Genomic DNA, 25,623 nt, shown 5'->3' with positions numbered 1-25,623 from the left:
AGTCAAACTTTGAAACATCAAACGCCGACCACTCTACTCCGTGCAATGACTTCACATATTCATGACTCGGTCCCACGGAGACCGACCGAACAACATCTAATTCGTTTCACATTTCGATAATCATACAAGACTTGTTCGGTTGAGCACAACCTCGAATCATATCCTGCTCTCGTGACGCTTCGCTCGCCGTCTCGGTTTTACGGGGTCGGCCATCCCTTCGGCCCGGGCGGGCCGCTATGATGGGCGGACGGCGATCCAACATTGATTCAACCCCATGGGCAGCACGATGAGTCGAGCCGGAGCGTTCCTGCGGATCCTGGGAGTGTTGGCAACCCTGGCGCCGATGACCGTGCTGGGCCAGGGGTACGCCCCCGAGGAGGCGGCGCGGAAGATGTCGCCCGCGCCGGGGTTATCCGTGCGGCTCTTCGCGTCCGAGCCGATGATCCATCAGCCGGTAGCGATCGAGTTCGACGACAAGGGGCGATTGTGGGTCATCCAGTACCTCCAATATCCCAACCCCGCCGGCCTGAGTCGGGTGACGGTCGACCGGTACTCGCGAACGGCCTATGACCGGATCCCCGAGCCGCCGCCGAAGGGGCCGAAGGGGGGAGATCGGATCACGATCCTGGAGGACCGCGACGGCGACGGCCGGGCCGACCACGCGAAGGATTTCCTCTCGGACCTGAACCTGGCGAGCGGGCTCGCGTTCGGGCACGGCGGCGTGTTCGTCGCCCAGGCGCCTTATCTCCTCTTCTATCCCGACAGGAACCGCGACGACGTCCCCGACGGCGACCCCGAGGTCCTCCTGACGGGGTTCGGGATGGAGGATGCCCACTCGGTCGTCAACTCGCTCACGTGGGGGCCGGACGGCTGGCTCTACGGCCTGCAAGGGAGCACGGTCACGGCCAAGATCCGCGGCATCGAGTTCCAGCAAGGGGTCTGGCGCTACCACCCGAAGACTCGGCGGTTCGAGCTCTTCTGCGAGGGGGGCGGGAACATGTGGGGACTGGACTTCGACCGCCACGGGAATCTGTTCGCCTGCACGAACTACGGCGGCTCGGTCATGCTCCACGGGGTCCAGGGGGGATACTACTGGAAGTCGTTCGGCAAGCATGGCCCGCTGCACAACCCTTACACATTCGGATATTTCGACCACGTCGCCCATGTTGGGGTGCGCGGGGGGCACGTGTCGGTAGGCGGTTTCTTCTACGACGCGGAGGGCTTCCCCGAGTCGTATCGTGGCAAATTCCTCTCGGGCGACCTGCTCGACCACTCGGCCCACTGGCACAAGGTCGAGCGGCTCGGCTCCACCTTCAAAGCGACCCAGGAAGGGGACCTGCTGCGAGGCAACGACACCTGGTTTGCCCCCAGCGACATGACCCTCGGGCCCGTCGGCTCGGTCTACATCACCGACTGGCACGACAAGCGGACCGCCCACCCCGACCCGGACGCCGACTGGGACCGCAGCAACGGCCGGATCTTCGCAATCGAAGGCGCGGGGGCACCCCGGGTCTCGTCACCGGGCGTCGACCTCGCCACGCTCTCGAACGACGCATTGCTCGAGCGGCTCGCGGATCCGAACGTGGCGAATGTCCGCAAAGCCCGGCGTCTCCTCTCCGAGCGGGCCGACGCCTCGCTCTGGCCGAAGCTTCGCGAACGCGCGACCTCGGGCCGAGGCCGGGCCGCACTCGAAAGCCTCTGGATCCTGAGCAACACGGGCGGTTTCGACGACAAGACCGCAATGAACCTGCTCGGCCACGCCGACGAGGACATCCGCTCGTGGACCGTCCGCTTGATCGGCGACCTCGAAGACTTCCCCCAGGAGCTCGCCAGGCCGCTGGTGGATCTGGCCGGTCGGGAGCCGAGCGTCGTCGTCCGCTCCCAGTTGGCGTGCTCCGCTCGCCGGTTCCCCTTTGCGGTTTCGGCAGGGGTGGTCGAGACGATCCTGCTCCGCGACGAAGACGCCGCCGATCCCGACCTGCCGCTCCTCCTCTGGTGGGCCGTGGAGCGCGACGCGATGGAGCTGACGGGGAGCTTCCTCGATGCCTTGACCTCAACCAGAGCCTGGGACTCCTCCCTGGTCCGTGACGTGATCGCACCCCGACTCATCCGTCGCTACGCCGCCGCTCGGACGGAGGTCGCCGACGCACGATGCCGGCGTTTGCTGGTGACCGCACCGGAGACGATTCGACCTCGCCTCCTCTCGGCGCTCGACGAGGCCACGCGCGGCCGGCGACCGAAGCCGACCGACCAGGGGTTCTTCCGCGAGATCGCGACACGCGCCGAGGCGAATCCGGCCGATCCCGCGGCGATCCGGATCGCGGCCCGGCTCGGATACCCCCCGGCTCGAGTCCGCATCACGGCCCTGGCCACGGGCCCCGACACACCCAAGGACGAGCGGTTGAAGTCGATCGAGTTCCTGGGCGAGTTGACGGACCCGTCGTTCCTCCAGCCGCTGATCGGACTCGTCGTCGGAGCTGGCCAGGACGACGTCCAGGCCGCCGCATTCCGGGCCCTGGCATCGTTCGACGACCCGACGATCCCGAAGGCGATCCTTGATTCCTATCCCGCCAAGTCGCCGGCATGGCAGGCCTTCGCCCGAGACGTCCTCCTGGGGCGAGCCTCGGGGACGTCGAAGCTGATCGACGCGGTGGACGCGGGCAAAATCTCGGCGAAGGACGTCCCTCTCGACCAGGTAAGGCGGGTCGCCCTACTCCACGACGAGCGGCTCGACGCCCGAGTGCGCACGCACTGGGGGATGGTCGCCGCGGCGACCCCCGAGGAGAAGCTCGCGGAGGTCCGCCGCCTGAACAACGACCTCCGCGCGTCGGCCGGCAACAAGGACAAGGGGCGAGCCCTGTTCACCCAGCATTGCGCCTCATGCCATCGCCTCTTCGGCGAGGGCAAGTCGATCGGCCCCGAGCTGACGCACGCGAACCGGAGCGACCGCGACTTTCTGCTCGTCAGCCTCGTCGATCCCGGCTCGGTCGTCCGGAAGGAATACCAAAACTTCCTGGTCGAGACCCGAGACGGGCGAGTCCTCACCGGACTGATCGCCGAGCAGTCGGCCGACTCGATCACGCTGCTCGACGCCAACGACCAGCGGACCCGGATCCCCCGAGACTCGATCGAATCGTTGAAGGAGTCGCCCCAGTCGCTCATGCCCGAGGGGCTCTACCGCCAGCTCGACCCGCAGCAACTCCGCGATTTATTTGGATATCTTCAAAGCCCTGCGCCTTCGGAAAGGAGCGCCTCGCGATGACCGTCCGACCTGGGAATGGGAAGATGTCGACGACCCTCACCCTCTTGGGGTTCCTCGCCTCGGCCAGCGTCGTCGAGGCAGGCGATCCCGGCACGTCGCGCACATATGAGAACCGGCTCAAGCCGATCGTCGACGCGAAGCCGATCCTGGCCGACCACCCCGAGTTCGTCGAGCCGATCCGAGAGATCGCCCGGTTCGAGGCGCCGGTCCTCGTCGACGACCCGGGCGCCGACCTCGAGGTCCGCGCCTGGCGGTTCTCGTACAACGCCCGGGGGATCATCGAGGTCCCGAATCGACTCCGATCCGACCGCACCGCCGTGATTGTCGTCCACCCCTGGGGGATCGACGACGGCCAGGGGTGGAAGACCCCCGAGCCCGCCGGCGTCGCCTTCCAATGCACGCCGGTCAAGAACCGGATCGTCCTCGACCACGGCGGCAAGGTGATCGACCCGCTCTTGAAAGCGCTGCGCGGCCGCGTCGGCGTCGTCGCCTACAGCCTGCCGGGCAAGGAAGACCCGATCCGCAAGAAGCTCTACCGCTCGTTCCGATCCCAGCCGACCGCCGAGGATCGAGTTCAGGGGCGGAAGGAGCTCGAGGCCAAGCTCAAAGACTTTCCTTATGAAGGGAAGGCCCTGCCCAAGACCCTCGCGGTGTCGGCCGAGACCCCGACCGTCGAATACTTCCGCGGCTTCCCCGGCCTCGACGCCGGCCCGGAGTACGACCACGCCGGGTTCTGGGAGCAGCCGATCCCCGTCATGAAGACGATCGAGGTCCACCCGCGCGACGTGGTCATCTACGACGGCGAAGGGTACGACGCCCTCCGCGACTTCCTCAAGGCCCAGGGGATCCGCCACGTCCTGCTCGCGGGCTACAACACCGACATGTGCGTCTGCCTGACCACGGCCGGCTACAAGAACCTCGCCCCCGACTTCGACGTCTTCCTCGTCGGCGACGCCACGATCGCGACCTTCCCCGGAAACCCGAGTCCTCGCTTCGCGACGAACGCCTCCGTGTCATTCGCGGCGCTCAATCTCTTCATCACGCAAAGCTCGTGGGTCCACCCCCTCCCCTCCCCCGAGAAGGCCGCCGCTCGCTGAAATCCCTCCCGAAACCCGGGTTCTTCAGAGAAACCGGGTTTCGGGACAGACGCTGGCCCGAGGAACCCACGATGACCACGCGATCGAACCGAACAACTCGGCGCGACTTCCTCGCCGGGGCGCTCGCCGCCGGCGCCGGCCTGACCCTCGCACGGGACGCCCGGCCCGCCGACCCGGACGACGGCCGGGCCCTCATCTCGATCACCCTCGACCTCGAGATGAGCCGGCACTACCCCACCTGGGACCAGACCCACTGGGACTACGAGAAGGGGAACCTCGACGCCGACACCAAGCGCTACGCCCTCGAGGCTGCGCGCCGGGTGAAGGCCAAGGGGGGGCGGATCCACTTCTTCGCGGTCGGGCGAGTCCTCGAGCAAGAAGACATCGGCTGGCTCCAGGAGATCGTCCGCGAAGGGCATCCGGTCGGCAATCATACGTACGATCACGTCAACATGCGTGCGAAGACGGTCCCCGAGACGCAATTCCGATTCCAACGCGCCCCCTGGCTCGTCGAGGGGAAGGACGTCCCGCAGATCCTCGAGGAGAACACCCGGCTCGCCGCCCGGGCGATGAAGCTGCGACTGGGGATCGACCCCGCCGGCTTCCGGACCCCCGGCGGCTTCTACGACGGCCTCGCCGAGTTCGCCCACATCCAACGCATGCTCCTCAAACTCGGCTACGACTGGGTCAGCAGCAAGTACCCCCCCCATCCCCACTCCGAGCCCGGCCAGGCCCCCTCGGGAAAAATCCTCGACGGCATCGCCGACGCCTGGCCCTCGGCGCAGCCTTTCGTCTATCCGTCGGGCCTGGTCGAGATCCCGATGAGCCCGATCAGCGACGTCAACGCCATGCGGACGGGGCGTTGGAAGCTCGAACCCTTCCTCGAGGCCATCCGGAGGAGCGTCTCGAAGGTCATCGAACGACGCGCCGTGTACGACTTCCTCGCGCATCCGTCGTGCCTGGTCGTCGCCGACCCCCACTTCGAGGCGATCGACCTGATCTGCGACCTCGCCCGAGCCGCTGGCGATCGTGCCGCCATCGTCGACCTCGGCACGATCGCCCGACGCGCGAAGGCCGCCGGTTAATTGAGCGGGCTCACATCCCGGCAAACGCTTTTAACCATAAATTCAATACGATCCACAGATGACGCGGATGAACGCTGATTTTTAATAGTTTTCAAATCTGCGTTCATCCGCGTCATCTGTGGATCAATCCGAGGAGGTGCCGCCCGGAATTCCTCTCGAAGCTTTCATCCGAACCTCATCAAATCCACCGACGGCATCGCGGAGACTCCCTCGACAGTATTTCAGGACGGCGACGCGGGCCCGACGACGGGCCGCGAGGAATTCGAGGGGCGCGATGGCGACAGCGACCGCACCAATTCCCGAAACGGGCGAGACGAGGAATCACCCGCTCTATGCGGTGTGGGCCATCATCGCCGCGTTCGGAACGTATTTCTGCATGTATGGATTTCGCAAGCCGTTCACGGCGGCGGGCTTCGGCGGCGCCGACTTCAAGACGGTGCTCGTCGTGGCGCAGGTCGCCGGGTATACGCTTTCGAAGTTCGTGGGGATCCGCGTGATCTCGGAGATGTCGCCGAGGCGCCGGGCCACGGCGATCTTGTTGCTGGTCGCCTGGGCGGAGCTGGCCCTCCTGTTTTTCGGGCTGACGCCGAGGCCTTGGAACGCCGCCTGCCTCTTCCTGAACGGGTTGCCGCTCGGGATGGTCTTCGGCCTCGTGATGGGGTTCCTCGAAGGACGTCGGCTGACCGAAGCGCTGGCGGCGGGCCTCTGCGCGAGCTTCATCCTGGCCGACGGGGTCTCCAAGTCGGTCGGGTCGTGGTTGCTCGGCCGAGGCATCCCCGAGGCCTGGATGCCGGCCGCCGCGGGGGGCCTGTTCGCAGCGCCGCTCGTCGTCGCGGTGTGGATGTTGTCGAGGCTGCCGGCCCCGGACCACCACGACCGCTCGGCCAGGACGACTCGCGTTCCGCTCGGTCGCGAAGAACGAAGAGCCTGGGTCGCGCGCCACGCGTTCGGGCTCGGGATGATCGTCGCCATCTACCTGGCGGTGACCATCCTCCGGAGTATCCGTGCCGACTTCGCCGCCGAGCTCTGGAAAGGCCTCGGTTCGGGGACCGTCCCGGCGACGTTCACCCAGTCCGAGATCCCCGTGGCCCTCGGCGTCATGGCGGTAAACGGCTCGGCCTGCCTGATCCGGAGCAATCGCGCGGCGTTCTTCACGGCCCTCGCGACCTGCGGCCTCGGCTTCCTGCTCATCGCCGCCGCGCTGATCGGCCGAGCCTCCGGCCAGGCCGACGGGTTCTCGTTCATGGTCGTGGTCGGCCTGGGTCTTTACCTCCCCTATGTCGCCGTCCACACGACCGTCTTCGAGCGGCTCATCGCCATGACCCGCGACCGCGCGAACGTCGGCTTCCTCATGTATTTGGCCGATTCCGTGGGCTACCTCGGTTACGTCGCCGTCATGCTGGCGAGGGCGGGACTCGGCAGTTACGCGCATGTCCTGGACTTCTTCGAGATCGCCTGCGGGGTCGCGTGCGTCGTTTCGACCTTGTGCCTGGTCCTGGCCTGGCGATACTTTGCGAAGGTCCCGGCGTGACGCACGCCGACTCCAGACGTCACCTCGAGGCCCTCGCGTGTTGACCTCGTTGGCCGCAGTTTTCGAAGGCGAGCCGGGGCGACTCGCCCTCCGCCGGGTCCCGACCCCCGAGCCCAGGGCGGGCGAGCTCCTCATCCGCGTCCTCGGGTGTACGCTCTGCGGCAGCGACCTCCATACCTACGAAGGGCGACGAAGCACGCCGACCCCGACGATCCTCGGCCACGAGATCGTGGGCGAAGTCGCGTCCTTCGGTGAAGGGGCCCCCCGAGTCGACCAGCTCGGCATGCCGCTCGCCAAAGGGACACGCGTGACCTGGGCGATCGTCGCGGCTTGCGGCGGATGCATCTTCTGCCTGCGAGGCCTCCCACAGAAATGCCTCCATGCGGTCAAGTATGGTCATGAACGGATGAAACCGGGTCAGGAGCTCCGCGGCGGGCTCGCCGAGCACTGCCTGCTGGCGCCCGGGACCGCGGTCGTCGCGCTTCCGGACCTACCGCTCGACGTCGCCTGCCCCTCGAGCTGCGCCTCGGCGACGATCGCCGCGGCCGTCGAGGCCGCCGGGCCTTTGGCCGGGCGCACGGTCACGGTCCACGGGGCCGGACTCCTCGGCCTCACGGCCATCGCCTTCGCCCGCTCGCTCGGGGCGTCTGAGGTGATCGCGATCGACGTCCGCCACGATCGGCTCGAGCTGGCGACCGCCTTCGGAGCCTCGCGCGTGACGACTCCGGCGGAGTTGACGTCGACCGTCGGCGCGGCCTCGGGATTGCTCGGGGCCGACGTCGCCCTCGAGCTCTCGGGAAATCCGCGAGGATTCGACGACGCGTGGCGATCGCTGCGAATCGGGGGGACGCTCATCGCCGTCGGCGCGGTGTATCCCGCCCCCGCGGTCCTCTTCGACGTCGAGCAGCTCGTTCGCCGTTGCCTCACCCTGAAGGGGGTTCACAACTACGCGCCGAGGCACCTGGCCCAGGCCGTGAGCTTCCTCGCCGAGAACCACCACCGACTTCCCCTCTCGAATCTCGTCGCCCGATGGTACGGGCTCGGCGAGGCCGAGCGGGCGTTCGCCGCCGCGAGCGATCCGGCCCATATCCGGATCGGCGTGCGTGCCCGTGATTGAATTGAGCGGGGCGACGCCTCGATGATCAGGAGAGGCAGTGCGGCTCACGCGGGTCGGCGGCCATCGAGGGGCGGGCCGAGTCGCTGTTTCCGTGGGGGGTCGTCCCGCCGGCGCCGGGTTTCAGATCCTCGTGGTGGGTGACGCAGTTCCGGCCCCGGTGCTTCGAGTGATAGAGGGCCTGGTCCGCCTGTGCGATCAGGGCGGGGGGATCGGGGAGGCCCGGACGCAAGGTCGCGATCCCCAGGCTGACGGTCATGGGGCGGAGCGGCCAGTCGTGCTGTTCGACGGCGAGCCGGAGTCGCTCCGCGACGACGCATCCTTCCCTGGCGTCGGTTTCGGGGAGGAGGACGACGAATTCTTCCCCGCCATAACGGGCGACCAGGTCCCGCTTGCGGGCCCCGCCTCGGATCAGGCCCGCGACTCGTCCCAAGGCGTCGTCGCCGGCCGGGTGGCCGAAGGTGTCGTTGTAGGACTTGAACCCGTCGAGGTCCATCATCAGCAGTGTGAGAGGAAGCCCTCCCTCGACCGAGTCCGCAAACATGGATTTCAAGACCTCGTCGAAGTGGCGACGATTACCCAACCCGGTGAGTGCGTCGATCGTGGCGAGTTCCACCAGCCGGGCGTTCTCGAGGTCGAGGTCTTGCTTGGCCCGCTCTCGACGAACCAGGGCGTAGATGGCCCAGAACAAGAGCGCACAGAGGATGGTGATCGTCGCCGTCGTACCTCGGGAGTTCTCTGCGGACTCCATGGAGAGGACGTCCAGCCTCGCGCGTTCCTCATCCTCCATCGCCCGCATGATCCCGCGGACCTCTTCCATCAGGCGATGCCCTCGCCCCGTCTGGACCGCCTTGAGGGCGGCATCGAGCCCTTCGGCCCGTCGCGTCTGGATCGTCCCGGCGAGTTCGTCCGTCTTCCCGACGACCGCACGCCGGAGCCCCTCGAACCGCTGACGTTGCCCGGAGTCGTCGATCAAACCGCCGAGACCGGAAAGGGCCTGACCCAGCCCGTCGGCCGCCTGTCGATAGAGAGCCAGGTCTGCTTCGTCCCCCGTCAACAGATAACCGCGCTGCCCACGCTCGGCATCGTCGGTCAGGCGCATGAGCGTACCCAGCGCCTCGATGACCCGATGGCTGTGCTCGACCCGTCCCGACGTCGCCAGGAAGCCCGAGACGCTCCGATACGAAGCGATTCCGATCACCGTCACGATCGCGACGACCGCCACCTGGGCAACCGAAACAGAGTGCTTCGCGGATCGATTCATCTCATACCTACAATTTAACTAGTAAGGGTCCACTCTCGCCCGGGACCCGGGGGGACGCCCTCGATGTCACCGCTCTGTCGTCACTCCCGAAAACTCTAGGCCAGGACTTACCCCCGATCGGATATAAAAAACGGATTTTGCAACAAGGGCAAAATCCCGTCCACGTTCGAAAGCCGATTACCCAGGTTTCACCCCTTATCTAGAGCCATAGCCTGAAGCCCAGGATACCGAGTGCCCACCGGCGAAGTCCCGTTTGGCCAGGAGATCCGGAATGGAGGGAATCCGCCTATTTCGGAAATAATCCGAGATTTCCTGGAAACCCGGGCCCCAACCATGATAAAGTGGGCAAAATACGGGAGCCAACCGATCCTACGATGCCGAGAGACGGGCCTAGATAGCGACAATAGCCCACGGATTTCGCGTTGCGTACGGAAAAATCGGCGAGTTTGCGTTCGATGTCAGGAAAAGCCGTCAACGGATCCTAGACTAGCGTTGGAGAAGACCACTCTGCCGAGTTGTCCGTTAGGCGAGCGCGGTGGTTAGTGGCCGACTCGGGAAGGATTCCAGGTAGTCCCTCGCTTGCCGGAGGCCGCCAGCCCCTCTTACATAGTCAGGAATGATCCCGCACCCATTCGTCGTCCGGTAATCCATAAGTCGTGAAACGGTCGAGTCCCGGAGCGAGCATGGCGATAATCGAAGGCCTGGAAACTCAAGACTCGCTCGAGGGACTCGCCGCACTGGACCGTTACGAGATCTTGGACACCGCACCGGAAGCCCGATTCGACGACCTGGCCCGCCTCGCCGCGACCGTATGCGGCACACCGATCGGCCTCATTGGCTTCATCTCCGCGGGCAAGACGTGGTTCAAGGCCTGGGCCGGGCTCGAGCCGGTGAGGATCCCGCGCGAGGTCTCGTTCTGCCACGAAACGGTTCAACAGGACGGGGTGATGGTCATCCCCGACACCCTGGCCGATCCTCGGTTCGCCAATGACCCGCTCGTGGTCTCGGAGCCCCACGTCCGCTTCTACGCGGGGACGCCGCTTCGGAGCCCGGAGGGGCACGTGGTCGGTGCCCTCTGCGTCCTCGACCGCAAACCGAAGACCCTGACATCCGATCAATGCGAGTCGCTCGAGGCCCTGGGCCGACAGGTCACCGCCCAACTCGAGCTCCGCGGACAGAACGCCGAGCGCGTGCGCGCGGAGCGCGAGATCCGGAACCTCTCCGAGAAGGCCGTCCGCCGGAGTTGGGAGCGGCTCCAGACCGTCATCACCAGCGCGCCGATCATCCTCTTCGCCCTGGACCGCAACGGGGTCTTCACCCTTTCCGAAGGCCGAGGGCTCGAGGTCCTCGGCCTAAGGCCCGGTGAGGCCGTCGGCCGCTCGGCCTTCGACATGTATCGCGACTTCCCGCTGATCATCGCCCAGGTCCGTCGGGCCCTCGACGGCGAGGATTTCGACGAGATCGTGGACGTCGCCGGCTTGAGCTTCAACTGCCGCTTCACCCCGGTCCGAGACGCGAGCGGGGCCGTGGAGGAAGTCGTCGGGGTCGGGACCGACATCACCGGCCGTCGCCAGGCGGAGCTGGAAGCCAGGGAGCTCAACACCCGACTCCAACGCCGCCTGGAGCGGATCGACGCCCTCCGCCGGATTGACCTGGCGATCACCGCGAGCCTCGACCTGCGCCTCACCCTGGAGACGGTGCTCGACCAGGTGACCAGTCAACTCGGGGTCCACGCGGCCGCCGTGCTCCGGCTCTCGCCCCAGACCCAGACCCTGAACTACGCCGCCGGCCGAGGATTCCGGGGGACGGCGATCAGCCAACTGCATCTCCCGCTCGGCGAATCCCTCGCCGGACGCGCCGCGCTCGAGCGCCGCCTCATCAGGGTCCCCGACCTGGACGAGATGGATCCGGACTTCACCAAGAAGACCTTTCTCGAAGAAGAGTCGTTCCGCTCGCTCCTGGCGATCCCCCTCGTCTCCAAAGGTCAGGTCAAAGGGGTCCTGGAGATCTTCCATCGCGCCCCGCTCGACCCGGATCCCGAGTGGATCGAGTTCCTCGAGACCCTGGCGAACCAGGCCGCGATCGCCGTCGACAACGCCACGCTCTTCGACGACCTCCAACGCGCGAACTCCGAACTTACAACCGCTTACGACGCCACAATCGAAGGCTGGTCGCGGGCGCTCGACCTCCGCGACAAGGAGACCGAGGGCCATACGCAACGGGTCACCGAGATGTCCCTCCGCCTGGCCCGAGCGATGGGCGTCCGGGGCCACCAACTCGTCCAGATCCGCCGCGGGGCGCTCTTGCACGACATCGGCAAGATGGGCATCCCCGACTCGATCTTGCTCAAGCGTGGGCCGCTCGACGACGAAGAACTCCAGATCATGCGACAGCACCCGGTCTACGCCTACGAGTGGCTCTCGCCGATCCCGTTCCTCCTCCCGGCGCTCGAGATCCCCTACGCCCACCACGAGAAGTGGGACGGCACCGGCTATCCCCTCGGATTGAAAGACGAACAGATCCCGCTCGCCGCGAGGATCTTCGCCGCGGTCGACATCTGGGACGCCCTCTGCTCGGAACGCCCCTACCGAAACGCCTGGCCCGAGGCGAAGGTACGCGAGCACATCCGTTCCTTGTCGGGCAACCATCTCGACCCGAAAGTCGTCGAGGTCTTCCTTCAAGTCACGTCCGCCGACAACAACGCCCAAAGGTGGAACGGATCAGAACGGCGTTCCGGGCTAGATCGGAGATCGTCGTGAGCCGGAGTCGACTACGTGGAAACCCGACCGACTCGCACTCGGTCCCGAGGCTTTTCGATCCCGACGCTCCGGGGTGAAACACAACGTCTACGCGTGTTCTATCTTTTTCGTACCCCGTCGAGGCCGCGGAGACGACGTCGCTTCGGAACGCTCTCTACCGATCACCCAAATCTTTACGGGCGTCCAGCGCCGCGGTCGACGGCCGGATGCCTCAGTTGACCCGAGACCGCGAGGTCCGGGCGGAATGGTCGACGCCGACCGACTACGGAGAGGATTCCTCAGATGCACCAGCAAGCCGGGGATCGAGTCTTGATCGTCGAGGACGATGACACGACTCGTCGAGCACTCCAGCGTCTGTTCGCTTCCTGGGGTTGGGGTGTCAGCACCGCCACGACGGTGGCCGGTGCCCTCGAAGCCCTCGACCCACCGCCGGACATGATCATCCTCGACTTGTGGCTCCCGGACGGAGACGGGGTGTCGGTCCTCCGCCATGTGAGGAAGACGGGAATGAGGACATTCGTCGCCATCACTTCGGGTGCCCTCGACCCAGACTGTGTCGCCAGGGTCCTGCCCTTGAAGCCCGACCTGCTCATGCCCAAACCCCTCGACCTCGCAAGGCTCCTCACGGCCTGCAGCAGCCTCGCCTTCGCCCCGTACCAGCCTCAGTAGGAAAGCACCGCGAGCGATTGCGAGCAGCTGGCTCCGCCGATGACGACGTGTCCCCCTCGTCCAAGTCCGTTGATCCCCATTTCGAACGCTTGCCGTCATGTCCCGGATCCTCCGGGTGACTCGTCCGCAGGACATCGCTTCCGGACGCCGTCACGCCCATAATTTGGCGAGTGGCACGCCATCGCGGAAATCCCTTCGCAGGTCACGAACACAAAAATGCGTCCGCGCCTCGAGCCTCCACGGAGGACCGGGATGGACCCAAGTCCTCGAGCCGGCAACGCCCTCGCCCGACTGGTAGACTGGCTTGGACCGACTCCACGCAACCTCCGGGGAGTCCGCAGGGCGGGCCCAAGAAGTCCTAGAGTCGATCAGCGGTCGGGGCATCCAGGTCACGCGGACAGACGTCGTGACAGGTTCTCCGCGAAGAGTTGAGTCGCCGACGACTCGAAAACCCCAAAGACTTCTACATCCTAACGCATTTCGACTTTTTCAAAACCGCGATTTGAATCCGGGCGCGAGCTTCGTCCGAATTCGCCCGGTCAGCGTTCGACGCCGGACGCTTCGGCCAGGGCGACCGGAGTGTCGATCGTCCTCGGCTCGGGCGCACGACACGCGAACGCGATGTGGAAGAAGTCGAGCGGCTTGTAAAGTAGCGCCGCCGGCACCAGTTGGGAAACCGCCGCGAGTCGGATCGGGTCGTGGCAACCGGTGGTCACGATAACCCGGGAGGGGAGATTCTGCTCTCGGACATGACGGAGGATCTCCTCGCCGTCGCCGTCGGGGAGCATCAGGTCCAGGATGATGCAGTCCGGGGGGGGAGAGAGTCTCTCGAACGCCTCGACCAGCGTCGACGCCGACGAGACCTCCCAGCCCCTCATGCTGAACAAGGTCTCGAGGACTCGACGCGACATCGAGTTGTCCTCGACGATGAGGAGCCTCCCTACGATCCGGGTCGGCGCATTCGGCCGCGCCGCCGCCTGCGGGGACCGTCCGCCCAAAATATCCATCGGCGTCCTCCTTACCCTATAACCCGATCCCGGATGTGAGAATACCAGAGAAATGGGTCGAGATCGATAGTTTACGGGGGTCCGAGCGACCCTGGCACCCCCATAACATAGAACCGTAGCCTTCGAATGGCGACATCCGGGAAAAATCGTTATGTCATATACCATGCCTTTTACGGTCTCTTAGGGCAAGATGCGGCGCATCGGAATCGCCAGTTTTCGACGTTAACCCTCTCATTTGACGAAGAATCTGAATGCTTTGGCCGATGGTAATAACCACTTCGGGCGCCACAAAATCGACCTCGAAGGCTTGGACGTCAGTCAAATGCGATCATGTCGAAGATGTTGTTGTTTCGAAATGACTTCGTCCGCCCTTTCAGGTTTAGCCCAAATCGCGTCCACCTCCTCCTGACTTAACGAATTCGCGGGATTCCCAGCCAAAAATACGGATAGCTCGGCGTGTCATCACCGTCTTTGCAGCCCGTCTGAGAAGGCCTCCCCGGTACGCCTCACGGGCATTCGGCCGATCAGGCTAAACGCAGGGACGAGCGTCATTCTGTGGCCCCGCACGTCAAATCTTCTGGATTTTCTTACCAGACGACGAAGCCATTCGCGACACCCGAACAACACCAACGCATCCTTCCGCCTCACCCCATTCCTGTTTATTACCTTCCCACCGCGTCGACAGCCTCCCTCAAGCTTCGATTCAGACCCGAAAACCTGCGGTGTCCTGTTCGCTTGGGAGCGGTTGAATCTCACGCTCCTTTCAGAGGCGTGTTGTTACAGAAACGCCCTGACGATCTCGAAGTCCAAAGGATTTGAGATTTTCAGACGAATGGGAATCGGAAAGGGAGAATCCGCACCAGGATCCGGCCGGATCATGGACCGAGGTCGGTGCTGGGCCGATTAGACCACAGCTAGGCCGGTTGGCACCACCAGCGTCGCGCAGCAACAAGTGACTTATCGCCCCCGGCGTGAACCACCCAACGATCGCCAGCCCCGGATCGAACAAGTGGGCAGGGGCGAGGCCGAACTCCACTTCCGAGGACCCTCCCTCAACCTCGATGACTTACCCGAGACTACGTGCCGCTCCGTAGCCGACTCCAGCCAATGGACCTTCGGCGCAGTTCGCAGGCTTACGCCGCCGCGGCAGATGTCTGGCGTTGAGGGATGGATCGGGTTTCGGGACAGAAGCCGAGCCAGTTCCAGGAACAGAGGACTACGGAGAGCTCGGCGTTGTTTCGTGAGCAGACTCTCGAGTCCGCACTAATACCGGAAGGCAACAACAAGCTCGGCTTCGGGTGAAGCCTCGACTATTACACGGAGAGCTCGGCAATTCATCGCCCGGCTGCCCCAAGAGACATCGGGCTCGAGCTCAACAGGCCCTCGGGGCATCGAAGCCTTTCGAGTGGAAGTCATGTCGATGCAAGGCTCAGAAGCGGCGATAATCGATAGCAATCCGCTCACTCGTTACGTTTGCGCACTATTACAGGAATTCCGGAGCCCGATTCCGAGGTTGATAATTTCAACCGATTCCAAGGCAACTCCACGAGCTGCAGGCATGTAACCTATCATAAAGAAACCAGACGCGAGGGTTTGCGGGCCAACCCTGGTCCGCCGCCCCTGTCGGTTCGCCGATTCGAGCCCTGCCGCATCGAGCGGGACGGAGTTTGGTCTCTCACGGATAGCTCGGCGATGTGACAGAACACATCCCGGGGCGTCAAGGCCCGTGCGTCATTCGGACGGATAGCTCGGCGAAGAATTTCACCACATTCCGGGGCGATGCAGCCCGTCGCAGTCGCTGCACAACGATAACGATGTGGCATCACGGAGCAAGAACCCTGGCTTTCCCCGGAAATCGCCCGATTCTTCATCGAGCGATTCATAGCTTTCGCTGCATTTTCACAACACTAATAACAAGAGTTGACGATCCTCGTTGGATCGATCATTTTGAATCCCGTCAGGCAACTCTCCTCGCCACGTCCGGCGGGGTAAACCCCGGAAAGTGGCTTTACGGAGAGCTCGGCGACGCGCTCTCGACTCCAAGGAAAATCGCCCGCGTTCCCCGCCGACAGGAAGACGGGAAATGCGTCCCGACGCGACCGAAATCCGGCTGCAGAGGCGTTTCGGGGCCGTGCGGCGGGGGCGTCTATTACACCGACGATTGCTGACGTCACGGCCTCTACGTCTCAGAACATGATTGCCACTCGGTGCTTTTTCGCAACGTTCGCACCAAGAGTTGACGAGTCTAATCGGATCCAGCATTCTGGATTTCGCACGACGAAGGCCGAAGCCAACCGACGAGGTCACGGCCCCCGCACTGCAAACGACGGACGGCTCGGCAACCTGTCCCGCCGAGACGGGAAGGGGGGAAGCCCCGACCGAAGAGGATCGCGCTGACCGGCCAACCCACCGACCAGCTCATCTCGATCGAAATCTGCTCAACCGTAGGCGTGAACCGGATCGCTGCATTTTCGCAACATCATTAATGTTGATTGATGATTTTTGTGGTATGCGGCATTCCGGATCTCATTTCTTGAGGATCGGGCCCGCGAAACCGCGGGAACCTTATTTAGGCACCTTCATCACGGAGCGTTCGACGAATGTACTCGACCATTTCCCGCAAGGTCTCCCTGGTCCGTCTCGCGTCCCTACTGGCCGTCGCCGCCGCGATGTGCCTGGTCGCCGCCCCCGCCCGGGCGGCCGTCATCCCCGTGCCCAACGGGGATTTCTCCGACGCCGGCGATAACGGGACGGTCGGCGGCGGCCTCCTCAACCCCTCGGGCTCGGCCCAGATCGGGTCCGGCCCCTGGTCGGGGACGTACAACGGCACCCTCGGCATCCTGGCTCCTCCGTCGTTGACGATCGGCAGCGGCGCCGCGACCATCAGCGGGGTGGTCGGCCTCAACGTCCTCGGCCTCGGCCTCACCAATAACAACGGATATTTCTCCCAGACGCTCGGCCAGACTTACGCAGCCAACGCAACCTATACGCTGTCCGCGGACGTCAACGCCGGCGCGACGCTCTCACTGGGACTTCTGCAGAGTCGTAACGTGGGTATCGCGCTGACCTCGAACGGATCTGATGTGGCTTCGACGTCCACGGCAGGGGCGGGGCTCGTCACCTTGACGCCCTTGGGTAGCAACAACTACACCTTGCAGCTCACCTTCACGACGGGGAGCACCCCGCCCACCGGTAACATCGGCATCCGCCTGTTCGACCAGCCGACCGGGCTCCTCACGGCGAACCTCTTCCCGTCTGCGACCTTCGACAACATCACGCTGACCGCCGTCCCCGAGCCGACTTCGGTCGGGCTCCTCGGAATCGGCCTGGTCGGACTCTGCTTCGCGACGAAGCGATACCGCCGCCCGGCGGTTGCCTGAAAGGAATTGACGGGTTTCCTGGGTCAGCATCGGCCGGATCGGACGTCGCAACGCCGGAGCTTGTTTGATGAAAGTCGCGAAGCGAGGAGACGTGGAGAGTCGTCCGATGCTACCCAGGCGAACCAAGTCGGAGAGTTGGGAGGACAAGCGGGTCGCCGAGGCCATCAAGGCCGGGGCGGTCCTGGCCGAGGTCGTCGACTGCGGCCGTCTCCCCAAGACCCCCGGGCTCTACTTCGCCGCCCGCCCCGTCGTCTTCGACGACACCCGGCCGGACGAAGGGGCGGCGGCGATCCTCGTCTCGACCTCGGCCGAACCGCTCATGGTCCTCGTGTTCGGCCCCCGGGCACCCCGACTCGGCGACATCGTGCTGGCCCGGCGAGTCCAAGGCCAGTGGATCGCCGAAGCCTTCACCGGCCCGGCCTCCTTCACCTTGACGTTCCGGATGATGGAATCGAGCCGAATGGTGACCTGACTCGAACGTCACCGGAAAACGAGAGGGGGACCGGAAACCGAAGACGAATGTCCCGAGCCCGTCTCCCCTCCTTCACCCGGCTTCCAAGAGCCATATCGAACAATCCCCCCACCTACGAATTACCGAGGAAGCCGAGGTCCCCCCCGATTTCCATAATTTGGACTTGCCTGGATTAGCACGGTTGGTAACTTCTCGCCTGAATTCCGACTCGGCCCGCGGGGTCGCCCGCCTCAGATGGAGATCACCCTGATGTGCCGACTCCTCCCGCCGCATCGTCAAGCCACAACGACGCTAACCCCTAAATCTCAAGGCTTGTGACCGATTCGCCTCCTCGGCCGAGGCCGCAAAATACTTAGCTCTATCACTTTACAAGTTCATCGACGGACTCGAGGGTAAGCCGGCCGGGTTCTCTTGAACGACCTCCTTAATGTCGCAGCCCGGCGCGATATCCTCGGACCCGAAGCTTCCGACCTCCGAGAGGGTCTAACGACCTAACCCGGGGACTCGGGAAGGATCCGAAGCGAGAAGCCAGTGGACGGCTTCGAGACGCTCAGTTTGGTTTCCAGCCCGATTCAGAGTGGCGCCCAAGGATGGGACTTTCACCGATGCTGCTCCCTCGGCGCCATGGTCAAGGCGCCAACCTGACGCTCGGTGCTCATTTAGTTCAGATCGCTGCGGGTCTGCGGGGATCTCGTCCCCCGAGAGGATCGGCCCGTGCTTCAAGCTCGTCCTCCTCCGGGAGGATGCCGGGGGCGGCTGCGCAACGAGCGCCCGCGGGTCGGTGTCGGTCGACTTGGACGGGTCTGCTTGCAGGACTTCCGCAGCTTACGAACGCACTATCTCGACTCGTTTATCCGGATCGGACTTATTCAGGAGTCGATTTCATCATGGGTCGGCGAGATCATCGCGCCAACGCAACCGTCCAGGGGATGTGCCGAGAGACGACCGGCTTCGGCGAACGCCGGGCGGCGACGAATTCGAGTCGCCCGGACGCGAAGCCCACGGCCCGGCCGGTTCGCCCCTTCGTCAAGTCGCTCGTCGACTTGACGCTCGCCACGATGGCGTTGATCGTGTTGGCCCCGCTGTTCCTGGCCATCGCCGCGGCGATCTACCTGGCGATGGGCCGTCCCATCTTCTTCCGCCAGGTCCGCCTGGGATACCGCGCCCGGCCGTTCCTGATCTATAAGTTCCGGACGATGCGCGAAGCCTTCGGTCCGGACGGCGAGCCCCTCTCCGACGCCGAGCGGATCACCAACCTCGGCCGGCTCCTGCGCAAGACGAGCCTCGACGAGCTCCCGCAGCTCTGGAACGTCATGCTGGGAGAGTTGAGCCTGGTCGGCCCCCGCCCCCAGGTCCCACGATATCTCGCGATGTGCACCCCGGAGCAAACCCGCCGCCACGACGTCCTTCCCGGGATCACCGGGTGGGCCCAGATCAACGGCAGGAATTCCATCAGTTGGGATGACAAGGTCCGATACGACCTCTGGTACCAAGACAATTGGTCGGTCGGCCTCGACATCCGGATCCTCTTGACGACCGTTCCCGTGGTCCTCTGGGCCGACGGCGTGGACGATCAGGGTGCGGAAGTCGTCTCGGGAGATTCCCAACTGTCGATGCGGCCGACCGCCTCGGGCGCGATCTGACGCGCTACAAAGTCCCGCCTGGGCGAGGGCAAGCACCGAGAAACGGACGAAACCGAGACGTCGGGCCTACGACCGCGGGCCCGACGTCTCGTTCCTTTTGTGGCTCTCATCGAACGTCTTCCCGATTCGATCAGAGCGTAGCCTTGACCGGCGACTCGACCAGGAAGGACGAGCTATCCCGAGCGCGGAGGGCGCTGGGGTGTCCCATCAGGTATTCGTCGATATGTCGCGCGGCCTCTCGTCCTTCGGCGATGGCCCAGACCACGATCGACTGGCCGCGTCGGCAATCGCCCGCGGCGAAGACGCCGGCTTGCGAGGTCATGTAGCGGCGGTCGCAGGCGAGCGCCCCGTTCTCGTTCAACGCGAGGCCGAGGAGGCCGGGCAAGGTCGGCTCGGGACCGGAGAAGCCGATTGCGAGGAGGACGAGCTCGCAAGGGAATTTCAGGTCGGTGCCGTGGAGCTCCTCGAACTGCCGCTCGCCCGCCTCGTCGAAGTATTGGTGGACGCGGACCGCGTGCAATTCCTTGACGTGGCCGTTCTCGTCGCCGACGAACTGCTTGGTCTTGATCTGCCAGTCGCGTTTCCCCCCTTCTTCGTGCGCGGGCGAGATCCGGAGGATCTTCGGCCAGAGCGGCCAGGGGGTGTCCGGGTTCGTGTTCTCGGGGGGACGCGGGTTGTAGTCGAGTTGGAGGACCGAGCGGGCCTGGTGACGATGGCACGTCCCCAGGCAGTCGGCCGCGGTGTCGCCGCCGCCGATGATGATCACATTCTTACCGGTCGCGAAGATCGGCTCGCCAACTTCGGCGTCGCCGAAGCCTCGCCGATTCTGCTGCGTCAGGAACGGCATGGCCAGCTCGACGCCCTTGAGGCCTCGACCGAGGATCTCGAGGTCGCGGGACCGCGAGGCACCGACCGTCAGCAGCACGGCGTCGTGGGCGTTGCGGAGCTCGCGGGGGTCGATGGAACCTCCGACGTCCGCATTGACGACGAAGCGGATCCCCTCGGCCTCGAGCTGTTCGACCCGTCGAGCGACATACTCCTTGGCCATCTTGAAGTCGGGGATGCCGTAAGTCAGGAGGCCCCCAAGGCGGTCGTCTCGTTCGAAGACGGTGACCGCGTGACCGGCCTTGCGGAGCTGCTGGGCGGCGGCGAGGCCGGCCGGTCCGCTGCCGACTACGGCCACGTGCTTGCCCGTCTCGAATTCGGGGGGATGGGGGCGGATCCACCCCATCTCCCAACCCTTGTCGACGATCGCCAGCTCGATGTTCTTGATCGTCACCGGGGCGCCACTCAGGGCGAGGACGCACGACGACTCGCAAGGTGCGGGGCACGTCTTGCCCGTGAACTCGGGGAAGTTGTTCGTGTCGTGCAGGGCCCGGAGCGCCTCCCGCCAACGATTGCGATGGACGAGGTCGTTCCAGTCGGGGATCAGGTTCCCGAGCGGGCAACCGGTGTGGCAGAACGGGATCCCGCAGTCCATGCAGCGCGACGCCTGGGCGCGGAGCCCTTCCTCGGGCATCGCCTGGTAGAGCTCCCCGAAATCCTTGATCCGCTGGTGGATCGGCCGGGGAGTGGGCTTCTGGGGGTCGATGTTCAGGAAGCCTCGGGGGTCGGCCATTCTCGGTCTCCGCTTCGCTTCGCCTACACGATCAACCGTTGATCAGTTCCCACTGCCGCTGGACGAGCTTGCTCTGCTCGATCACCCGGCGATAGTCGCGCGGGAAGACCTTGATGAATCGCCCGAGGGCGGCGGAGAAGTCGTTGACGATCTGGTCGCCGACGGTCGACCCGGTGTGGAGGACGTGCCGGTTGATGAGGTTGCTCAAGAGGCCGACATCCTTGTAGTCCTCGACGGGGACGAGGTCGACCATCTCGAGGTTGCAGCGGTCTCGGAAGAGTCCGTCGGGGTCGTAGACGTAGGCCACCCCGCCGCTCATCCCGGCCGCGAAGTTCCGGCCGGTCGGCCCGAGGATGACGACCACGCCGCCGGTCATGTACTCGCAACCGTGGTCGCCGATCCCCTCCACCACCGCCTTGGCCCCGCTGTTCCGGACGGCGAACCGCTCGCCCGCGAGGCCTCGGAAGTAGGCTTCACCCCCCGTGGCCCCGTAGAGGGCCACGTTGCCGACGATGATGTTCTCCTCGGCCTTGTAGGTCGCCTCGAGCGGGGGCGCGACGATCAGCTTTCCGCCGGAGAGCCCCTTGCCGATGTAGTCGTTGGCGTCGCCTCGGACCCTTAGGGTGATCCCTCGGGTGAGGAACGCCCCGAAACTCTGCCCGGCGCTGCCGAGGAACTGGAAGTCGATCGTGTCCTCGCGGAGTCCGGCTTCGCCGTAGCGGGTGGTCACGAAGTAGCTCAGCAGGGTGCCGACCGTGCGGTTCCGGTTGGTGATCGGCAGGGTCCGCTCGACCCGCTTCTGGTTCTCGAGGGCGTCCTTGCTGGAGCGGAGGAGTTCCCAGTCGAGTTGCTCGGCGAGGATGTCCGGCTGGCGCTCGACGCGGCGGATCGGGGTCCCGTGGGGGACGTCGGGGCGGTGCAGCAGGGGTGAGAGGTCGAGTGACCGCGCCTTCCAGTGGCCGCTGAGGTCCGCCGCCTCCAGCAGGTCCGAGCGCCCGATGATCTCGTCCAGGGTCCGAAATCCCATCAGGCTCAGGAATTCGCGGACCTCCTCGGCCACGAAGAAGAGGTAGTCGACGACTTGATCGGGAGTCCCCGTGAACTGGGCCCGGAGGACGGGATCCTGGGTGGCGATGCCGACCGGGCAGGTGTTCAGGTGGCACTTCCGCATCATGATGCAGCCCATCGCGATCAGCGGGGCGGTGGCGAACCCGTATTCCTCGGCCCCCAGGCACGCGGCGACGACGACGTCGCGCCCCGTCTTGAATTGCCCGTCGGTCTGGAGCCGGACGCGACCGCGCAGGCCATTGCGGATCAAGGTCTGCTGGGTCTCCGCCAGCCCGATCTCCCAGGGGACTCCGGCGTGCCGGATGCTCGAGAGGGGCGAGGCGCCGGTCCCTCCGGAGTCGCCGCTGATCAGGATCCGGTCGGCATACCCCTTCGCGACCCCGGTGGCGATCGTCCCGACCCCCGCGGCGGCCACGAGCTTGACCGAGACCTCCGCGTGCGGGTTGGCGTTCTTGAGGTCGAAGATGAGCTGAGCGAGATCCTCAATACTGTAGATATCATGGTGGGGCGGGGGCGAGATCAGGCCCACGCCGGGGGTGCTGTACCGGGTCTTCGCGATGAAGTTGTCGACCTTGTGGCCGGGGAGCTGCCCCCCCTCCCCCGGCTTGGCCCCCTGCGCCATCTTGATCTGGATCTCGACGGCGTTCGCCAGGTAGTTGGCCGTGACGCCGAACCGTCCGCTGGCCACTTGCTTGATGGCGCTGCTGCGCAAGTCGCCGTTGGCGTCGCGCTTGAACCGGATGGGGTCTTCCCCCCCTTCGCCGGTATTGCTCCGCCCGCCGATCCGGTTCAGGGCGATCGCCAGGGCCTCGTGGGCTTCCTTACTAATGCTTCCGAAGCTCATCGCGCCGGTGAAGAACCGCTTGACGATCTCCTTGGCCGGCTCGACCAGCTCGAGGGGGATCGGCTTGCGTCCTTTGCGGATCTCGAGGAGTCCCCGGAGGGTGCAGAGGTGCCGACTCTCGTCATTGGCGGCGTCGGCGAACTCCTTGTAGCTGGCGAACTCGTTCTTCCGCAGCGAGTGCTGGAGCTTCTGGATCGTCTCGGGGTTCCACATGTGGTACTCCCCCCGACGGCGCCACATGTGGTCGCCGCCGCCGTCGAGGTCCGGCTCCTCGACCGGCGGAAGACTCGGGAACCCGATCGCGTGGCGGACGAGCGACTCGCGGGCGACCGCCTCGATCCCAATCCCTTCGATGGGGGTGGGAGTCCCGGTGAAGTACCCTTCGATGAGCGACCGGCCGAGCCCGATCGCCTCGAACATCTGGGCCCCCCGGTAGCTCATCAGGGTGCTGATCCCCATCTTGCTGAAGATCTTCAGGAGCCCCTGGTCGATCGCCTTGCCGTAGTTCTTCTCGGCGAGGGTGAGATCCATCGGGGTCCCTTGCGGGTCGAGCAGCATCGCCTCGCGGGCCAAGGCCTGATAGGTCTCGAAGACGAGATAGGGGTTAACAGCCCCGGCGCCATAGCCGATCAGCAGGGCGAAGTGGTGGATCTCCCGGGCCTCGCCCGTCTCGACCACCAGGCCGCAACGCGTCCGCAGGCCTTCTCGGATCAAATGATGATGAACCGCCGACGTGGCCAGGAGCGCGGGGATGGCGACGCGGTCGAAGTCGACGCCACGGTCGGAGAGGACGAGAATCGTCGCCCCGTCGGCGACGGCCCGGGCGGCCTCGGCCTGGAGGCGTTCCACCGACGCGCCGAGGCCCGGCTCCCCCTCGGACCTGTCGAAGAGGGTGGAGAGGACCCGGACCCGGAAGCCGGGGCGATCCAGCTCCCGGACCTTGGCGAGTTCGACGTCTCGGAGCACGGGCGACTCGAGCCGGAGCAAGCGGGCGTGCCCGGGGGTTTCCTCCAGCGTGTTCGCCTCGCTCCCGAGCAGCGACTCGGTATTCATGACGACCTTCTCGCGGATCGGGTCGATCGGCGGGTTCGTCACCTGGGCGAAGAGCTGCTTGAAGTAGTGGTAGAGCAACTGGCTCCGGTTGCTGAGGACCGCCAGGGGGATGTCCGTCCCCATGCTCGAGACGGGCTCCTTGCCGTCCTGGGCCATCGGGAGCAGGATCCGGGTGACATCCTCCTGGGTGTAACCGAAGGCCTGCTGCCGGGGACGGACGAGCGCCGGCTCGGCCTCGGGCATCGCGGCGGGCTCGGGCAGGTCGCCCAGGCCAAGCATGTTGTCCCGGACCCAGAGCGGGTAGGGATGCCGCTTCGAGATCTCCGCCTTGAGCTCATCGTCGCCGACGATCCGCCCTCGCGCGGTATCGACGAGGAAGATCTTGCCCGGCTCGATGCGTCCCTTCTCGCGGATGTGCTCGGGGAGCACCGGCAGGACGCCGACCTCGCTGGCCATGATGACGAGGTCGTCCTGGGTGACGACGTAACGGCTCGGCCGCAGTCCGTTGCGGTCGAGCGTGGCGCCGATCCTGGTCCCGTCGGTGAAGATCAGGCTGGCCGGGCCGTCCCAGGGCTCCATCAGGGCTCGATGGTATTGGTAGAAGCCGCGGAGTTGGGGGTCGAGCCCCGCCTGCCCCTCATACGCTTCGGGCACCAGCATCATCATGGCGTGGGGGAGACTCCGTCCCGACCGGTAGAGGAGCTCCGCCGCCTGGTCGAGGATCGATGAGTCGCTCATCCCGTCGAATTCCAGCGGGAGGACTTTCGCGAGATCCTCGCCGAGCGTCCCCCCGTGCATCCGGGGCTGTCGGGCCTTGAGCCAGTTGGTGTTGCCCTGCAGCGTGTTGATCTCGCCGTTGTGCGCCAGCAGGTGGAACGGCTGGGCGAGGCCCCACTGGGGGGTCGTGTTGGTGCTGTAGCGGCTGTGGACGAGCGCGAGCGCCGAGGCCATGCTCGGATTGGACAGGTCGGGGAAGTAGGCCTCGAGCTGGTCGGGCTTGAGCATCCCCTTGTAGACGACCGTGCGGGCGCTGCAACTGGGGATCGCGAACCAGAGGGGGTCCGTCGGGTTCCCTTCCGTCGCACACCAGCGCTCGGCGCGTCGGCGGATGATGTAGAGGCTCTTCTCGAAGGCGTCTTCGTCGCGGGTTGCCGGGCCTCGGCCGATGAGCAGTTGCTCCATCCACGGCTCTTGCGAACGGGCGAGCCAGCCGATCGCCGAGGAGTCGACGGGGACCGGTCGCCAGCCGATCACGACCTGACCTTCCTCGCGGACGATCGCCTCGAGCGTCCTCTGGCAGACGACCCGCTGGGCCCCTCCCTTGGGAAGGAAGGTGAAGGCGACCGCGTATTCGCCCGGGGAGGGAAGCCGGAACGCGAGCCGCTCGGCCTCGGCCCGGAAGAAGGCGTCGGGCATCTGGATCAAGATCCCCGCGCCATCACCGGTGTCCTGATCGCAACCGCAGGCGCCGCGATGCTGGAGGTTCCGGAGGATCTGCAGCCCCCCCTCCACGATCGCGTGACTCTTCCGCCCTTTGAGGTCGGCCAGGAATCCGACGCCGCAGGAGTCCTTCTCGAATGCAGGGTCATAGAGCCCTTCGCGCGGTCCACGGGCACCAGGAAAGGAGGAGGTCGCGGGTGGGCTCGGTCGCATGGCACCTTCCCGGAAGTAACCGCGGGAGGCCGGATAGTCCGGCTCGAGGCGGAGTTCGTCGGCGTTATGTCATTCGACGGCCTGGTATCACCAGGTCGTGATGG

General features: G+C 65.4%; 15 protein-coding genes. 11 read left to right on the top strand and 4 right to left on the bottom strand.

The window, feature by feature from the left end; genetic code table 11:
• The first annotated feature begins 286 nt into the window (after positions 1-286).
• From ACYOEI_RS19605 to ACYOEI_RS19585, 5 genes are all read left to right on the top strand, one after another.
• Complete coding sequence (locus ACYOEI_RS19605; protein ID WP_462851249.1) at positions 287-3,262, top strand: PVC-type heme-binding CxxCH protein; 2,976 nt, start codon at positions 287-289, stop codon at positions 3,260-3,262.
• Positions 3,259-4,359 carry an isochorismatase family protein gene (locus tag ACYOEI_RS19600; protein ID WP_462851248.1) on the top strand — a complete coding sequence of 367 codons (1,101 nt, stop codon included), beginning with the start codon at positions 3,259-3,261 and terminating at the stop codon, positions 4,357-4,359. The genes ACYOEI_RS19605 and ACYOEI_RS19600 overlap by 4 nt, the downstream gene beginning before the upstream one ends.
• 71 nt (positions 4,360-4,430) lie before the next feature.
• Positions 4,431-5,444 (top strand): polysaccharide deacetylase family protein, encoded by a 1,014-nt coding sequence (locus ACYOEI_RS19595; protein ID WP_462851247.1) that lies wholly within the window; start codon positions 4,431-4,433, stop codon positions 5,442-5,444.
• 274 nt (positions 5,445-5,718) lie between these two features.
• Positions 5,719-6,975 carry a DUF5690 family protein gene (locus tag ACYOEI_RS19590; RefSeq protein ID WP_462851246.1) on the top strand — a complete coding sequence of 419 codons (1,257 nt, stop codon included), beginning with the start codon at positions 5,719-5,721 and terminating at the stop codon, positions 6,973-6,975.
• Between the two features lie 37 nt (positions 6,976-7,012).
• Entirely contained in the window at positions 7,013-8,092 is a 1,080-nt protein-coding gene (locus ACYOEI_RS19585; protein ID WP_462851245.1) for a zinc-binding dehydrogenase, read from the top strand.
• 25 nt (positions 8,093-8,117) lie between these two features.
• On the opposite strand, the gene ACYOEI_RS19580 is transcribed toward ACYOEI_RS19585, so the two are convergent.
• The gene (locus ACYOEI_RS19580) at positions 8,118-9,353 is read right to left on the bottom strand and encodes a diguanylate cyclase (protein ID WP_462851244.1); all 1,236 of its coding nucleotides are present in this window, start codon (positions 9,351-9,353) and stop codon (positions 8,118-8,120) included.
• Between the two features lie 683 nt (positions 9,354-10,036).
• Here ACYOEI_RS19580 and ACYOEI_RS19575 point away from each other — a divergent pair.
• Both ACYOEI_RS19575 and ACYOEI_RS19570 read left to right on the top strand, forming a co-directional pair.
• A complete protein-coding gene (locus ACYOEI_RS19575; protein ID WP_462851243.1) occupies positions 10,037-12,112 on the top strand; it encodes a GAF domain-containing protein in 2,076 nt (691 codons plus the stop codon).
• A gap of 282 nt (positions 12,113-12,394) precedes the next feature.
• The gene (locus ACYOEI_RS19570; protein WP_462851242.1) at positions 12,395-12,781 is read left to right on the top strand and encodes a response regulator; all 387 of its coding nucleotides are present in this window, start codon (positions 12,395-12,397) and stop codon (positions 12,779-12,781) included.
• A 539-nt stretch (positions 12,782-13,320) separates the two neighbouring features.
• On the opposite strand, the gene ACYOEI_RS19565 is transcribed toward ACYOEI_RS19570, so the two are convergent.
• Complete coding sequence (locus ACYOEI_RS19565; RefSeq protein ID WP_462851241.1) at positions 13,321-13,788, bottom strand: response regulator; 468 nt, start codon at positions 13,786-13,788, stop codon at positions 13,321-13,323.
• Between the two features lie 1,167 nt (positions 13,789-14,955).
• On the opposite strand from ACYOEI_RS19565, the gene ACYOEI_RS19560 reads away from it, so the two are divergent.
• From ACYOEI_RS19560 to ACYOEI_RS19545, 4 genes are all read left to right on the top strand, one after another.
• A complete protein-coding gene (locus ACYOEI_RS19560) occupies positions 14,956-15,090 on the top strand; it encodes a hypothetical protein (protein ID WP_462851240.1) in 135 nt (44 codons plus the stop codon).
• A 1,298-nt stretch (positions 15,091-16,388) separates the two neighbouring features.
• Positions 16,389-17,168, top strand: coding sequence for a PEP-CTERM sorting domain-containing protein (locus ACYOEI_RS19555; RefSeq protein ID WP_462851239.1), 780 nt, complete (start codon positions 16,389-16,391; stop codon positions 17,166-17,168).
• A gap of 106 nt (positions 17,169-17,274) precedes the next feature.
• Positions 17,275-17,640 carry a hypothetical protein gene (locus ACYOEI_RS19550; protein ID WP_462851238.1) on the top strand — a complete coding sequence of 122 codons (366 nt, stop codon included), beginning with the start codon at positions 17,275-17,277 and terminating at the stop codon, positions 17,638-17,640.
• A gap of 887 nt (positions 17,641-18,527) precedes the next feature.
• On the top strand, positions 18,528-19,283 hold the full coding sequence (locus tag ACYOEI_RS19545; RefSeq protein ID WP_462851237.1) for a sugar transferase: 756 nt from the start codon (positions 18,528-18,530) through the stop codon (positions 19,281-19,283).
• Positions 19,284-19,413: 130 nt separating this feature from the next.
• Here the strand turns inward: ACYOEI_RS19545 and ACYOEI_RS19540 are convergent, their stop codons facing one another.
• Positions 19,414-20,901 (bottom strand): glutamate synthase subunit beta, encoded by a 1,488-nt coding sequence (locus ACYOEI_RS19540; RefSeq protein WP_462851236.1) that lies wholly within the window; start codon positions 20,899-20,901, stop codon positions 19,414-19,416.
• Between the two features lie 31 nt (positions 20,902-20,932).
• Positions 20,933-25,519, bottom strand: coding sequence for a glutamate synthase large subunit (gene gltB / locus ACYOEI_RS19535; protein ID WP_462851235.1), 4,587 nt, complete (start codon positions 25,517-25,519; stop codon positions 20,933-20,935).
• Positions 25,520-25,623: the final 104 nt, after the last annotated feature.

The organism is Singulisphaera rosea (genome assembly GCF_054877945.1).
The sequence above is the reverse complement of the archived record's forward strand: the minus strand, read 5'-3'. Positions and strand labels throughout refer to the sequence as shown.